A 12,814-nucleotide genomic window follows, 5' to 3' on the forward strand; every position below is an offset into this window, starting at 1 on the left:
GCGCCGCGCCATGATCCGCACGTCCGACGTCCAGCACATCGAGCAGGCGCCCGCCAAGGGCCCCTCGCCGCTGGACGTCGCGCGGCTGATCCTGGCCGGGTTCGACCGCCACTACGCGCTGTTTCGCTACAGCGCGCAGCGCGCCAAGGCCTTGTTCGAATCGGGCGACTGGCACGGCATCCAGCACCTGTCGCGCGAACGCATCGAGTACTACGACATGCGGGTGCGCGAATGCGCCACCCAGCTCGAAGGCGTGCTGCGCGGCCGGCCTGAAGGCGCGGTGGGTGCCAACGGCGCGACCAGCCCGGCGCTGACCGAGACGCAGACCGCCTACTGGCAGCAGATCAAGCAGGAATTCGTGGGCCTCTTGGCCGAGCACCGCCAGCCCGAATGCGCCGAGACCTTTTTCAATTCGGTGTCGTGCCGGCTGCTGCACCGCGACTACTTCCACAACGACTTCCTGTTCGTGCGGCCGGCAGTGGCCACCGAGTACCTGGACAGCCGCATGCCGTCGTACCGGGTCTACTACCCGGCCAGCGAAGGGCTGCAGAAAAGCCTGATCCGCATGGTGGCCGACTTTGGCCTGGCGCTGCCCTTCGAAGACCTGACGCGCGATGCCCGCCTGCTGGCCCGCACCGCGGTGCACAAGCTGCGCACGCTGCTGCCCCGGCACGTCGGCCGCCGCATCGCCAGCGATTGCCAGGTGCATGCGCTGGGCTCGCTGTTCTTTCGCAACAAGGGCGCCTACATCGTCGGCCGCCTGGTCAACCAGACCACCGTCTACCCCTTTGCCGTGGCGCTGACGCGCAACCCGGCCGGGCAGGTGCGGCTGGATGCGCTGCTGCTGGGGTCGGATGACCTGAGCACGCTGTTCAGCTTCACCCGCGCGTATTTCCTGGTGGACATGGAAACGCCCGCCGCGGTGGTCAATTTCCTGTCCAGCCTGCTGCCGCGCAAGCCCAAGGCCGAGCTCTACACCATGATCGGCCTGCAAAAGCAGGGCAAGACGCTGTTCTACCGCGACTTCCTGCATCACCTGGCGCATTCGCGCGATGCCTTCGACGTGGCCCCCGGCATCAAGGGCATGGTGATGTGCGTGTTCACGCTGCCCTCGTACCCGTACGTGTTCAAGCTGATCAAGGACCGCATCGACAAAGACGGCATGGACCACGCCACCGTGCGGCGCAAATACCAGATGGTGAAACTGCACGACCGCGTCGGCCGCATGGCCGACACCTGGGAATACTCGCAGGTGGCGCTGCCGCGCAGCCGCTTCGCGCCGGCCTTGCTGGACGAATTGCGGCGTCTGGTGCCCAGCCTGATCGAAGAAACCGGGGACACGGTCGTCATCCGCCACGTCTACATCGAACGGCGCATGACGCCGCTGAACCTTTACCTGACGCAGGCGCCTGACGCGCTGCTCGAACCCGCCGTGCGGGAATATGGCGACGCCATCCGCCAGTTGGCCGCGGCCAATATCTTCCCCGGCGACATGCTCTACAAGAACTTCGGCGTGACGCGCCTGGGCCGGGTCGTGTTCTACGACTACGACGAAATCCAGCGCATGACCGAAATGAATTTCCGGCGGATTCCGCCCGCCCCGAACGAAGAAGCGGAAATGGCGTCCGAGCCCTGGTATGCCGTCGGCCCGAACGACGTGTTTCCCGAGGAATTCGGCCGCTTCCTGCTGGGCGACGCGCGGGTGCGCGGCGCCTTCCTGCGCCATCACGCCGACTTGCTGGAACCGGCCTGGTGGCAGGCCTGCCGCGCCCAGGTGGCGCAGGGCCGGATTGAAGAATTTTTCCCTTACGATACGGACAGGCGCCTGCGTCCGGCACCAGCCGGCGCGGCCCCGTAAGCAGACGCTGTCCCGACCCTCACAGGAGCTAGTCATGTCAGATCCCGTTGTTATCGTTTCCATCGCCCGCACGCCCATGGGCGGCATGCTGGGCAGCCTGTCCGGCCTGGCCGCGCACGAGCTGGGCTCGGTCGCCATCAAGGCCGCCGTCGAACGCGCGGGCATCAAGCCCGAGCAGGTCGAAGAAGTCATCATGGGCAACGTGCTGCAGGCCGGCCAGGGCCAGGCGCCTGCTCGCCAGGCCGCACTGGGCGCGGGCCTGCCGCTGGGCGTGGCGTGCACCACCATCCACAAGGTGTGCGGTTCGGGCCTGAAGGCCGCCATGTTCGGCCACGACCTTTTGGCGGCCGGTTCGGCCAACGTCATCGTCGCCGGCGGCCAGGAAAGCATGAGCAATGCCCCCTACCTGCTGCTCAAGGCACGCCAGGGCTACCGCTTCGGCCACAACACCGTGTATGACCACATGGCGCTGGACGGCCTGGAAGACGCCTACGACAAGGGCAAGGCCATGGGCGTGTTCGCCGAAGACTGCGCCGCCAAGTACTCGTTCACCCGCGAGCAGCAGGACGCCTTCTCGCTGGAATCGCTGCGCCGCGCCCGCGCCGCCACCGAAGACGGCACCTTCAAGTGGGAAATCGCTCCCGTCACCGTGGCCGGCCGCAAGGGCGACACCGTGATCGACACCGACGAGGCCCCCACCAAGGCCATGCCGGAAAAGATCCCCACCCTCAAGCCCGCCTTCAAGAAGGACGGCACCATCACCGCCGCGAACTCGTCGTCGATCTCCGACGGCGCCGCCGCCATGGTGCTGATGCGCGCGTCTACCGCCGAGAAGCTCGGCGTCAAGCCGCTGGCCCGCATCGTGGCCCACAGCCAGCATTCGCAAGAGCCGGGCTGGTTCACCACCGCCCCCGTCGGCGCGCTGAAGAACCTGTTCGCCAAGACCGGCTGGAAGGCCGAGGACGTGGATCTGTACGAGATCAACGAAGCCTTCGCCGTGGTCACCATGGCCGCCATGGCCGACTTCAAGCTGCCGCACGAAAAGGTCAACGTCCACGGCGGCGCCACCGCCCTGGGCCACCCGATCGGCGCGTCCGGCGCCCGCCTGATGGCAACCCTGGTCGGTGCGCTGCGCAAGACCGGCGGCAAGCGCGGCGTTGCCACGCTGTGCATCGGCGGCGGCGAAGCCGTGGCCATGGCCATCGAAATGGTCTAAGCACGGCCCCACGACGCTGATATGCCCGCTGTACCCGAATTTTCGGCAGGACGGGGCCTTCAGCGTCGTGGACTGCCCGCCTGGCGGGCATGCATTCCGCTGCGCCTTTCCGGCATGGCGCTGTCCGCGGCGGGTCGGCCGCGGGCCGTGCAGGAAGGGCGCACAGGAATGCATACCGAAGACCGATAAGTCATTGACAAGAAACGCCCGGCCCACCGGGCAGCGAGACAAACCGCTCTCACCCCGAGAGCGCCTTCAAATTCCAATCAAGCAGGACGGGTGGAACCCCATGCCCATCATCGAATCCCGCATCAATCCGCGGTCGCAGGACTACACCGACAACGCCCGCGCCATGCAGGCGCAGCTGGATGACCTGGCGCAGCAGCTGACGCAGACCGCTTTGGGCGGCAGCGAAGCCTCGCGCGCCAAGCACGTGGCGCGCGGCAAACTGCTGCCACGCGACCGCGTGGAACAATTGATCGACCCGGGTTCACCCTTTCTGGAACTGTCGCCCATGGCGGCGCACGGCATGTACGACGGCGACGCCCCCGGCGCGGGCGTCATCACCGGCATCGGCCGCATCGCCGGCACCGAATGCGTCATCGTCTGCAACGACGCCACGGTCAAGGGCGGCACCTACTACCCGATGACCGTCAAGAAGCACCTGCGCGCCCAGGAAATCGCCGCGCAGAACCACCTGCCGTGCGTCTACCTGGTCGACTCGGGCGGCGCCAACCTGCCGCAGCAGGACGAAGTCTTTCCCGACCGCGACCACTTCGGCCGCATCTTCTACAACCAGGCCCAGATGTCCGCGCAAGGCATTGCGCAGATCGCCGTGGTGATGGGGTCGTGCACGGCCGGCGGCGCCTACGTGCCCGCCATGAGCGACGAGTCCATCATCGTCAAGAACCAGGGCACCATCTTCCTGGGCGGCCCGCCGCTGGTGAAGGCCGCCACCGGCGAAGAAGTCAGCGCCGAAGACCTGGGCGGCGGCGACGTGCACACGCGCCTGTCCGGCGTGGTCGACCACCTGGCCGCCAACGACATGCATGCGCTGCAACTGGCGCGCGGCGCCGTGGCCCGCCTGAATCGCAAGAAGCCCGCGCCGCTGGCCACCGTGCCGGTGCGCGAACCGCGCTTCGACCCGCAGGAACTGAACGGCATCATTCCCGCCGACACGCGCAAGCCCTACGATGTGCGCGAGGTCATCGCCCGCATCGTCGACGGCTCGGAGTTCGACGAATTCAAGGCCCGCTTCGGCCCCACGCTGGTCACCGGCTTTGCCCACATCCACGGCATGCCGGTAGGCATCGTGGCCAACAACGGCATCCTGTTCTCGGAATCGGCACAAAAGGGCGCGCATTTCATCGAGCTGTGCGCGCAGCGCAAGATTCCGCTGGTGTTCCTGCAGAACATCACCGGCTTCATGGTCGGGCGCAAATACGAAAACGAAGGCATCGCCCGCCACGGCGCCAAGATGGTGACGGCAGTGGCCACCGCCGCCGTGCCCAAGTTCACCGTGCTCATCGGCGGCTCGTTCGGCGCCGGCAACTACGGCATGTGCGGCCGCGCCTATTCGCCGCGCATGCTGTTCATGTGGCCCAACGCCCGCATCTCGGTCATGGGCGGCGAACAGGCCGCCAGCGTGCTGGCCACCGTCAAGCGCGACGGCATCGAGGCGCGCGGCGGCAAGTGGTCGGCCGACGAAGAGGCCGCCTTCAAGGCGCCCATCCGCGAGCAGTACGAACACGAAGGCCACCCGTACTACGCCACCGCCCGGCTGTGGGACGACGGCATCATCGCCCCGGCCGACACGCGCCGCGTGCTGGGCCTGGCCCTGTCGGCCGCGCTGAACGCGCCCATCGAAGACACGCGCTTCGGCGTCTTCCGGATGTAGGGCGGCGCCCCCGCCCCACGACGCGTTCACGACGAATTCCAGCCAGGATCACATTCATGTTCGACACTTTGCTGATTGCCAACCGCGGTGAGATCGCCTGCCGCGTCGCCGCCACCGCCCGCCGCCTGGGCATCCGCACGGTTGCCGTGTACTCGGACGCGGACGCCAACGCCCGCCACGTGGCCGCCTGCGACATCGCCGTGCACATTGGCGGCCCGGAACCGCGCGCCAGCTACCTGCGCGCCGACGCCATCCTGCAGGCCGCGCGCGACACCGGCGCCGGCGCCATCCACCCCGGCTACGGTTTCCTGTCGGAAAACGAAGCCTTCGCCGAAGCCGCCGAAAAAGCCGGCATCGCCTTTGTCGGCCCGCCGGCATCGGCCATCGCCGCCATGGGCAGCAAGTCTGCCGCCAAGACCTTGATGGACAAGGCCGGCGTGCCGCTGGTGCCCGGCTACCACGGCGACAACCAGGACCCGCAGTTCCTGAAAGAGCAGGCCGACGGCATCGGCTACCCCGTGCTCATCAAGGCCAGCGCGGGTGGCGGCGGCAAGGGCATGCGCGTGGTCGAATCGTCGGCCGCGTTCCTGGACGCGCTGGCATCCTGCCAACGCGAAGCCGCATCCAGCTTCGGCGACGACCGCGTACTGATCGAACGCTACCTGCAAAAGCCGCGCCACATCGAAATCCAGGTATTCGCCGATACCCATGGCAACTGCGTCTACCTTTTCGAGCGCGACTGCTCGGTGCAGCGCCGCCACCAGAAGGTCATCGAAGAAGCCCCCGCGCCCGGCATGACCGAAGAGCGCCGCCGCGCCATGGGCGAAGCCGCCGTTGCCGCGGCCCGCGCCGTGGGCTACGTGGGCGCCGGCACGGTGGAATTCATCGCCGAGCCCGATGGCCGCTTCTACTTCATGGAAATGAACACCCGCCTGCAGGTCGAGCACCCGGTGACCGAAATGATCACCGGCCACGACCTGGTCGAATGGCAGCTGCGCGTGGCCGCCGGCCAGCCGTTGCCGGCGCGCCAGGAAGACCTGCGCATCCAGGGCCACGCCATCGAGGCCCGCATCTACGCCGAAAACCCCGACAAGGGCTTCCTGCCGTCGATCGGCACGCTGGCCTACCTGGGGCTGCCGGCCCACACGGCGTTTGCCAACGGCGATATCCGCGTCGATGGCGGGGTGCGCACCGGCGACACCATCACGCCGTTCTACGACCCCATGATCGCCAAGCTGATCGTGCGCGGCGCCGACCGCGACCAGGCCCGCGCCCGCATGCTGCAGGCGTTGGCGCAGACCCAGGCGGTAGGCGTGCAGACCAACGTCGCCTTCCTGTCGCGCCTGATGCGCGACAGCGCCTTCGCCGCGGCCGACCTGGACACCGGCCTGATCGAACGCCAGCGCGCCACGCTGCTGCCCGAGCCCACGCCTGCCGCCCCGTCGGCGCTGGCCTTGGCCACGGCCGCGGTGCTGGTACGCCAAGGCCTGGCGCAGCCGCATGCCCCGGCCACGGCCCCGCGCCCCGCCGACCCCTGGGACGCCCGCGACGGCTGGCGCCTGGGCAACCGCTACCAGCGCACGCTGCAATGGATCGACAACGGCGAGACCCGCCACGTCGTGGTCACGCGCCAGGGCGGCGACTGGACCCTGGACAGCGGCGCCGGTGCGCAGCCGTTCACCTGGCGCGTGCAGGCCGACAACGCCGCCGGCACGCCCGGTTTCGTCCATGACCTGCGCGTCACCCTGGGCGGCCTGGAAAGCGCCGGCACGGTAGTGCTTCATGCCGACAAGGCCCACGTGTTCGGTACCGGGGACGCCGGCGGCGCCCATGTGCTGGACCTGTATGACCCGCTGGCGCACGCCCAGGACACCCAGGGCGAGCATGGCGGCAGCCTGACCGCCCCCATGCCGGGCAAGATCATCTCCATCGCCGTCAAGGCCGGCGACAGCGTCACCAAGGGCCAACCGCTGCTGGTAATGGAGGCCATGAAAATGGAGCACACCATCTCGGCGCCCGCCGACGGCAAGGTCGAAGAACTGTTCTATGCCGTGGGCGACCAGGTCACTGAAGGCGCCGAGCTGGTGGCCATCGGCCAATAGCCGCCACGCGGTTGCCGACCGTATCGGCAACCGCGCTTGTCACGCAGGGGGAGGCCCCGATGACTGGTTCACCCGATTTCGACGTGGTCCGCTACCCGCCCTCGGCACGGCTGGCCGGCGTGGTGACGCAGATGGTGGGTTACCGGGAACGCCATCGCGGCAAGGGCTTCCAGTGGCAGGAAAGCGCGCCCCTGGCGGTGCCGCTGATCATCAGCTTCGGCACGCCGTTTCACATCGCCCTGGGCGACCCCTTGGCATCGGCGCGCTGGGCCAGCTTCGCGTCCGGCCTCTACGCCGGCCCCGTCTACATTTCGTCGGACGGGGCGGCCGAATGCCTGCAGGTCGACTTCACCTTGCCGGGCGCCTATCGCTTCTTTGGCGGCAAGGTCGCGGACCTGGCCAACCACATGATCGACCTGGGCGACGTGCTGGGCGCCGCCGGGCTGCAACTGCGTGAACGCGTGGGCAACACACCCGGTTGGCCACAGCGGTTCGAACAGGTCGAAGACTTCATCGCCTTGCGCATTGGGCACGGGCTCTCGGACCCTGTCGCGCATGCGTATCGGCAATTGCTGCGGCACAGGGGGTGCTTGTCCATCGGGGCCCTGGCCAGCGAAATCGGCTGGAGCCGCAAACACCTGCTGTTGCAGTTCCGGGCCCAGATGGGACTGGGGCCCAAGGCCCTGGCGCGCATGCTGCGATTTCACCAGGCCTGCCTCGTGGCCCGCGCGGGCACCGACCCGGGCTGGGCCCAGATCGCCGCCGCGGCCGGCTACGCGGACCAGGCCCACATGACCCGCGAGTTCACCGAAATGAGCGGCGATGCGCCGCAAGCCTGGGCCAGGCGGCTGAGCCTGGCGCCGGGGCCGCCCAGCCGGGAATCCGAACCGCACGACCCCAGGTAACAAATCTTCAAGACCCATGGCCCCGTGGCGCGCACCATCAGCACTCCCTCTCTTTCTGGAGTTCCTGCCATGACCACGCCCCAATCCGCCCCCCGTCTTTTCCCCACCCTGCGCTGTCGCGACGCGAACGCAATGGTCCGCTGGCTGATCGACATACTGGGCTTTGCCGAAGTCTCGGTCTATCGCGATGGCACCACCATCCAGCACGCCGAACTTGCCTATGGCTCGTCCATCCTGATGCTGGGCCAGGACCGCGACGACGCCTACGGCAAGCTGGTCGGTTCGCCGCAGGGCCGGCGCACCGATGCGTTGTACCTGGCCGTGGACGATCCGGATGCGCTGCACGCAACGGTGAAGGCCGCCGGGGCCCCCATCGAGACCGAGCTCTACGACACGCCGTACGGCAGCCGCGAGTTCGCCTGCCGCGACCCGGAAGGCAACCTGTGGAGCTTCGGCACCTACTGGCCCAAAGTCTAGGATCGGCCGGGCAGGGGACGGTTGCAGCCGTCTGCCCGGCCCTCTTAGTTTCCCGTCAGCGTGTTCTGCCTAGAATGCGCTTTCCGGCGCCGCCCGCGCGCCTGCCGCGCGTGCTTTGCCAATGCCTGCCCCAGACTCCCCCAGTCCGCTGTACCGTCCCGCATTCCTGCATTTCCTGTCCGCGCGCATCGGCGCGTCGCTGGCCTTCCAGATCGTCTCGGTGGCGGTGGGCTGGCAGATCTACGCCCTGTCCGGCAGCGCCCTCGACCTGGGCCTGATCGGCCTGGCGCAGTTCCTGCCCATGGCGGCCTTGACCCTGGTGGTCGGCCACGTGGCCGACCGCTACGACCGCCGCAAGATCGTCGCCATCTGCATGGCCATCGAAACCCTGGCCACCCTGCTGCTGGCCATTGCCGCCCTGCATGGCTTTGGCGGCAAGCCGCTGATCTACGCCACGCTCATCATCATGAGCTCGGCCCGCGCCTTCGAATCGCCCACCCTGTCCACCCTGATCCCCGCCGTGGTGCCACGCGAATGGCTGCCGCGCGCCACCGCGCTGTCCTCGTCCGCCGGCCAGATCGCGCAGATCGCCGGCCCGGCGCTGGGCGGCATCGGCTACGGCCTGGGCGCCGGCTGGATCTACTGTGTCGCCGCGGCGCTGTACCTGTGCGGCTTCGCTTCTATCGCCAGCATGTCGATCGACCGCGCGCCCCCGCGCAAGGAACCCACCACCTGGCGCACCCTGTTCGCCGGCATCACCTTCATCTTCCAGCGGCGCCTGCTGCTGGGCACGCTGTCGCTGGACCTGTTCGCCGTGCTGCTGGGCGGCGCCACGGCCTTGCTGCCGATCTTTGCCAAAGACATCCTGGATGCCGGCCCCTGGGCGCTGGGCGCGCTGCGCGGCGCCCCCGCCTGCGGCGCCATGCTGATGTCGCTGACGCTGGCCCGCCTGAGCCTGGGCGAACACGTGGGCCGCCTGCTGTTCGGCGCGCTGATGCTGTTCGGACTGGCCACCACCGTGTTCGGCCTGTCCACGTCCATTCCGCTGTCGATCGGCGCGCTGGTCGTGCTGGGCGCGGCCGACGCCATCAGCGTGGTGGTGCGCTCGTCCCTGGTGCAGCTGAACACCCCCGACCACATGCTGGGCCGCGTCAGCGCCGTGAACACGCTGTTCATCGGCGCGTCGAACCAGCTGGGGGAATTTGAATCCGGCGTCATGGCCGCGCTGTTCGGCGCAGTACCGGCGGTGGTGATCGGCGGCGTCGGCACCATGGCGGTGGCGGGGCTGTGGATGCGGCTGTTTCCTGAACTGAGAAAACTCAAGAGCCTGCATGGGGATTCGGCGCCGGTCTAGCGCGGCCCATCCGTTGCGACTTTCCGAATGCTGGCTACGCCAGCCGGAAATGGCCGCCCTGTGCCGCCCGACAGATCGCCTGGCTCGTCTGCGCGGCATCCAGGCCCGCCACCGGCAACACGTGCTTTTCCAGCTCGCCCAACTGCGCAAACTGCTGATGCAGGGCCGTAATGGGCCCGGGGTCGGACAACTCATCACCCCCGCGGTCGCGGCAACGCCGGATCGCCTCGTCCAGCGTAGGACGCAGCACGACGTAATGCACCGCGCACCGCAAACGACGAAACGCATCAAGAAACCACGGCCCGACGATGCCATCGACCAACACGAAGTAGCCACCCTGTGCGTAGCGCGCCGCAGCTCCCGCCAGCACGTCGATCACGACCGCGTTCTGGTCATGCGCATCCACCTGCCACGGAGGAATCGCGCCGGCCTTGATGACACGCCAGAAATCATCCGCATGCAGATGCACCTTGGGGCACCCCGGCAACTGCGCAATGCGGCGTGCAGCCGTTGTCTTGCCCGAGCCGGGCGGGCCTGTAAGGACAAGGATCTCTTCGGGGTTGAACATGGTGCGCTCCGGCGTGGATCGTTCGGCCCATTGCCCCCGCTAACCCGCTGCCGGAGCGAAGGCACTGCATCGAACGCATTATTCTATGCCCGAGCATCCGATCCCTGGATTGCGCGGCGGGCTGCGGGCGGCCCGTTACGGCGCCTCGCCATTGCTTCATCATCACCTGGAGGTTCTTGCCATGACCGCTTCTTCCCAAGCCCCGTTGATCCTGATCACAGGTGGCAGCCGCGGCGTGGGCGCCGCTACCGCGCGCCTGGCCGCCGAGCAGGGCTACGACGTCGCCATCAGCTTTGTCTCGAACGAGTCTGCCGCGTATGACGTCGCCGCACACGTCGAAGCCCATGGCCGCCGCGCGCTGGCCGTGCGCGCCGACAGCGCCGACCCCGGCCAGGTCACCGAGCTGTTCGCCGCCATCGACCGCGAATTCGGCCGCATCGACGTGCTGGTCAACAACGCCGGCATCATCGCGCAGCAATCGCGGCTGGAAGACCTGGGTTACGAGCGCATGCAACGCATCTTCGCCGTCAACGCCATCGGCCCCATCCTGTGCGCCCAGCAGGCCATCAAGCGCATGTCCCAGCGCCACGGCGGCCGCGGCGGCGCCATCGTCAACGTGTCATCGGGCGCGGCGCGGCTGGGCAGCCCCAACGAATACGTCGACTACGCCGCGTCCAAGGGCGCGCTGGAAACCTTCACCATCGGCCTGGCCAAGGAAGTGGCGCGCGAAGGCATCCGCGTGAACTGCGTGCGCCCCGGCCACATCTACACCGAGATGCACGCCAGCGGCGGCGAGCCGGGCAGGGTGGACCGAGTGAAGGATTCGATCCCGATGGGGCGCGGCGGTCAGCCCGAGGAAGTGGCGCGCGCGATCCTGTGGCTGGCGGGCGCGGAAGCATCGTTTGTGACGGGGACGTTTTTGGATGCGACGGGGGGGAAGTGAGGGGCAAGTCGGTTCGAATCAGCCCAATCCTACCCCTTTCAGCTCATTTCAGCTCAAATTATGAGCTGAAATGAGCTAAGTTGAGCTAAATTGGGCTGACTCCAATCCCAGGCCCTTGCCATGACCGACCGCGAAGACATCCTCAAGCTTCTCCGTGACCAGCGGCAGGCGGCCTCGCCAGGGCTCGGTTCGCGCGAGATCGCCGACAAGATCAACGTCAGTTGGTCCACCGCCAAGCGGCAACTGAATGCTCTGATCAAGGCGGGCTTGGTGTTTCGCGACGGCCAGACCCGCGCGACACGCTATCGGATCGTGGACGCGCCTTCGACCTCGGCAACCGGCGCTGAGGCCTCACCCGCCAGTCCCGCATCCGCGGTCGACACAGTCCGTTGGTCAAACAATGGCCAAGCGTTGTTGGCTCGGCTCCAGCAACCCCTGGCCGCCCGTGCACCCGCCGGATACCAACGCGCATTCGTCGAAGACTATGTTCCGAACCAGAGCGCGCTGTTATCCCCGGCCGTGGCCCAGGCGCTGGCCGATGAAGGCAGGATGCGTGGTCGGCAACCAGCCGGCACCTACGCGCGCAAGGTACTTGAGCCGTTGCTGCTCGACCTTTCCTGGTCATCGTCACGCCTGGAAGGCAACCGCTATTCACTGCTGGCCACGCAAGAACTCTTCAAACGAGGAACCGCTGGCGACGACCCCGATGCGGTGATGCTGCTCAACCACAAGGCGGCAATCGAATTCATGGTCGATGCCGCGCCCCAATACGGCCTGACGCCGGCCGTGATCGGCAATCTGCACGCACTGCTGATGCAGGATCTGCTGGCCGATGCCGAAGGCCTGGGCCGCATCCGCCAGACCGTCGTCAACATCGGCGATACCACCTACGTGCCTTTGCAGGCGCCGATGCTGCTGCAGGAAATGTTCGACCTCATTGTCGAAAAGGCGCAACTGATCAAGAACCCGGTAGAGGCGGCGTTCTTTCTCTGGGTGAACCTCGCCTATCTGCAACCGTTCGAGGATGGCAATAAGCGCACGAGTCGTCTGTCGGCCAACATTCCGCTGATGCTCTACAACTGCGCGCCACTGTCCTTTCTGGACGTAGAGGCGCAAGACTATGCCTACGCCATGGTGGGCGTCTACGAAGACTGCGACGTGTCGCTCGCCGCCGATCTTTTCACCTGGGCGTATCGGCGCTCGATCCGCAAGTACGCCATACAGCTGGACGCCGTGGGCGTGCCCGATCCCGTACGGCTACGCTTTCGGGAACAACTGAACGAAGCGATCAGCCGCGTAATCCGTGAACGCGACACGATTGACGCAGCCATCGCAGCGCTGGCCTTGTCCGAAGACGATGCACAAGCCTTCCGCCCGCTGCTGGCGCAAGAGCTGCGCGTGCTGGGTCTGCACAACTGCGCCCGCTACAGGCTGCCGATGGAGCAAGTGCAGCGATGGATCGACGCGGGTCGACCCGCGTAGCGAAACCGATGT

At 67.4% G+C, this 12,814-nt stretch carries 10 protein-coding genes; 9 read left to right on the forward strand and 1 reads right to left on the reverse strand.

Annotation, left to right across the window (positions count from 1 at the left end):
* The first annotated feature begins 10 nt into the window (after positions 1 to 10).
* The 7 genes from aceK to U858_RS0125795 all read left to right on the forward strand — a co-directional run bounded on the left by aceK (position 11) and on the right by U858_RS0125795 (position 9,809).
* Positions 11 to 1,858 (forward strand): bifunctional isocitrate dehydrogenase kinase/phosphatase, encoded by a 1,848-nt coding sequence (gene aceK / locus U858_RS0125765; protein WP_025140007.1) that lies wholly within the window; start codon positions 11 to 13, stop codon positions 1,856 to 1,858.
* A 34-nt stretch (positions 1,859 to 1,892) separates the two neighbouring features.
* Positions 1,893 to 3,074 (forward strand): acetyl-CoA C-acetyltransferase, encoded by a 1,182-nt coding sequence (locus U858_RS0125770; RefSeq protein WP_025140008.1) that lies wholly within the window; start codon positions 1,893 to 1,895, stop codon positions 3,072 to 3,074.
* A gap of 289 nt (positions 3,075 to 3,363) precedes the next feature.
* Positions 3,364 to 4,971 carry a carboxyl transferase domain-containing protein gene (locus U858_RS0125775; protein ID WP_025140009.1) on the forward strand — a complete coding sequence of 536 codons (1,608 nt, stop codon included), beginning with the start codon at positions 3,364 to 3,366 and terminating at the stop codon, positions 4,969 to 4,971.
* A 56-nt stretch (positions 4,972 to 5,027) separates the two neighbouring features.
* The gene (locus U858_RS0125780; RefSeq protein WP_025140010.1) at positions 5,028 to 7,073 is read left to right on the forward strand and encodes an acetyl/propionyl/methylcrotonyl-CoA carboxylase subunit alpha; all 2,046 of its coding nucleotides are present in this window, start codon (positions 5,028 to 5,030) and stop codon (positions 7,071 to 7,073) included.
* 59 nt (positions 7,074 to 7,132) lie between these two features.
* Positions 7,133 to 7,978 carry a helix-turn-helix domain-containing protein gene (locus U858_RS0125785; protein ID WP_025140011.1) on the forward strand — a complete coding sequence of 282 codons (846 nt, stop codon included), beginning with the start codon at positions 7,133 to 7,135 and terminating at the stop codon, positions 7,976 to 7,978.
* 69 nt (positions 7,979 to 8,047) lie between these two features.
* Positions 8,048 to 8,455 (forward strand): VOC family protein, encoded by a 408-nt coding sequence (locus U858_RS0125790; RefSeq protein WP_025140012.1) that lies wholly within the window; start codon positions 8,048 to 8,050, stop codon positions 8,453 to 8,455.
* 121 nt (positions 8,456 to 8,576) lie between these two features.
* Positions 8,577 to 9,809 (forward strand): MFS transporter, encoded by a 1,233-nt coding sequence (locus tag U858_RS0125795; RefSeq protein ID WP_025140013.1) that lies wholly within the window; start codon positions 8,577 to 8,579, stop codon positions 9,807 to 9,809.
* Between the two features lie 34 nt (positions 9,810 to 9,843).
* Here U858_RS0125795 and U858_RS0125800 read toward each other — a convergent pair whose 3' ends face one another.
* Entirely contained in the window at positions 9,844 to 10,377 is a 534-nt protein-coding gene (locus U858_RS0125800) for an AAA family ATPase (protein WP_025140014.1), read from the reverse strand.
* A 181-nt stretch (positions 10,378 to 10,558) separates the two neighbouring features.
* Here U858_RS0125800 and U858_RS0125805 point away from each other — a divergent pair, with 181 nt between their 5' ends.
* Entirely contained in the window at positions 10,559 to 11,320 is a 762-nt protein-coding gene (locus tag U858_RS0125805; protein ID WP_025140015.1) for an SDR family oxidoreductase, read from the forward strand.
* A gap of 120 nt (positions 11,321 to 11,440) precedes the next feature.
* Positions 11,441 to 12,802, forward strand: a complete 1,362-nt coding sequence (locus U858_RS0125810) for a Fic family protein (protein ID WP_025140016.1) — start codon at positions 11,441 to 11,443, stop codon at positions 12,800 to 12,802.
* Positions 12,803 to 12,814 lie beyond the last annotated feature (12 nt).

It is taken from the genome of Achromobacter sp. DH1f (genome assembly GCF_000633435.1).
GTDB lineage: Bacteria > Pseudomonadota > Gammaproteobacteria > Burkholderiales > Burkholderiaceae_B > Achromobacter > Achromobacter deleyi.

What these genes read in the sequence shown, in the direction of transcription:
- aceK (WP_025140007.1), top strand. Translation starts at nt 11, where the DNA reads ATGATCCGCACGTCCGACGTCCAGCACATCGAGCAGGCGCCCGCCAAG.
- U858_RS0125770 (WP_025140008.1), top strand. Translation starts at nt 1,893, where the DNA reads ATGTCAGATCCCGTTGTTATCGTTTCCATCGCCCGCACGCCCATGGGC.
- U858_RS0125775 (WP_025140009.1), top strand. Translation starts at nt 3,364, where the DNA reads ATGCCCATCATCGAATCCCGCATCAATCCGCGGTCGCAGGACTACACC.
- U858_RS0125780 (WP_025140010.1), top strand. Translation starts at nt 5,028, where the DNA reads ATGTTCGACACTTTGCTGATTGCCAACCGCGGTGAGATCGCCTGCCGC.
- U858_RS0125785 (WP_025140011.1), top strand. Translation starts at nt 7,133, where the DNA reads ATGACTGGTTCACCCGATTTCGACGTGGTCCGCTACCCGCCCTCGGCA.
- U858_RS0125790 (WP_025140012.1), top strand. Translation starts at nt 8,048, where the DNA reads ATGACCACGCCCCAATCCGCCCCCCGTCTTTTCCCCACCCTGCGCTGT.
- U858_RS0125795 (WP_025140013.1), top strand. Translation starts at nt 8,577, where the DNA reads ATGCCTGCCCCAGACTCCCCCAGTCCGCTGTACCGTCCCGCATTCCTG.
- U858_RS0125800 (WP_025140014.1), bottom strand. Translation starts at nt 10,377, where the DNA reads ATGTTCAACCCCGAAGAGATCCTTGTCCTTACAGGCCCGCCCGGCTCG.
- U858_RS0125805 (WP_025140015.1), top strand. Translation starts at nt 10,559, where the DNA reads ATGACCGCTTCTTCCCAAGCCCCGTTGATCCTGATCACAGGTGGCAGC.
- U858_RS0125810 (WP_025140016.1), top strand. Translation starts at nt 11,441, where the DNA reads ATGACCGACCGCGAAGACATCCTCAAGCTTCTCCGTGACCAGCGGCAG.